This is a genomic window from Allobosea sp. CER48 (assembly GCF_044752385.1).
Lineage (GTDB): Bacteria > Pseudomonadota > Alphaproteobacteria > Rhizobiales > Beijerinckiaceae > Allobosea.
Map to the genome: position 1 here is coordinate 1 of NZ_JBIWYK010000657.1, position 1,381 is coordinate 1,381.

A 1,381-nucleotide genomic window follows, 5' to 3' on the forward strand; every position below is an offset into this window, starting at 1 on the left:
GATGACGCGCTCTGGAATGGCTTCGACAGCGCCCGCGCGGCAATTGTCGAAGCGTCGCAAACGCGCAAGCCGGCACCGCGCTACGTCGACTGAAGCGAAGGGTGCTCCGGCAGGCCGTCTATCGAGCGGCGGCCTGCGCGGGCTCGCAGACGTCGGCGCAGACCCGGTTTCGCCCGCCCTGCTTGGCGACATAAAGCGCCCGGTCCGCGAGGCCGAGGCAGGCGTCCAACGCGTCCCGAGGGCCGATCTCGGCCACGCCCAGCGAGACGGTGAGGGCAAAGGCATCATCGCCAAGGGCGAGGGGTTCGCGCGTGATCGCTTCCCGGATGGCTTCGCTGAGACGCGTGGCCTCGGCGAGATCGGCGCCCGGAAAAAGGACGGCGAACTCCTCGCCGCCGATCCGGGCGAGCAGGTTGAAACCGCGCTCTGCCGAAAGGCTCAGTCCTCGTGCGACGGCTGCCAGCGCCTTGTCGCCGCCTTCATGGCCGTAGCGATCATTGAGGCGCTTGAAGTGATCGACGTCGATGATGGCGACCGAAATCGGCAGCCCCATTTCGCGGGCTTCGTCGACGAGGCTGCGGCCACGCTCGAAGAAATGGCGGCGGTTGAACAGCCCGGTCAGGAAGTCGCGTGCAGCGAGATCCTGCAATTGCCTGAGCTGTGCCAGCGTGTCCACGGAGGAGGCGATCCGGCACTGCAGTTCCTCGAGAACGAAAGGGCGCGAGACGAAGTCATGGGCGCCGGCCTTCAGGAAGCCGGCCGAGGTCTTGCGGTCCGTGGAGGAGGAAATGCCGAGCAGGCGGACATGCGGATGGTGGCGCCGGATGCGCCGTGCCAGCTCGAAACCGTCCATGTCCGGCATATAGTAGTCGCTGACAACGAGCTGGATATCCGGGTTGGCTTCGAGGATCGTGAGGGCCTCCTGCCCGGATCCGGCCTCGACGACCGCATATTGCTGGATCGTCAGCATATGCGCGAGGACCTTGCGCGTCGTGCGTGTGTCGTCGACGACGAGGATCCGCGTATTGCGGTTGTCCAGCGCGCGCTTGACCGTATTGACGAGGTTGGGCAGGGCGAGTTCGTTGTCCTTCAGGACATAGTCGATCACCTCCCGCTCCATGATGCGGCCTCGCGTCGCGAGGTCGAAGGTGGCGGTGAACACGACGGAAGGGATGCCGTGCGAGACGGTCCAGTCCAGCGCCTCGCCGCGCGGGGCGTCTGGCAGGTTGAGATCGACGACGGCGATCGTGTAGGCGCCCGGTGCCGCGACGATGATCTCGCTCAGCTCCTTGAGCGAGCCGCAGGTCGTGACCGGCAGGCCAGTCTCCGCTTCGAGGAACTGCCGTAGGGCAAGGGAGAATGTCCGCGAGTCCTCGATGAC

Annotated in this window: 1 protein-coding gene; it reads right to left on the reverse strand. The window is 66.0% G+C overall.

Going from position 1 to position 1,381, the window contains the following annotated elements; genetic code table 11:
* Positions 1 to 118: 118 nt before the first annotated feature.
* Positions 119 to 1,381 (reverse strand): GGDEF domain-containing response regulator (locus ACIPIA_RS16330; protein WP_400511025.1); only part of this gene is annotated, 1,263 nt, incomplete at its 5' end.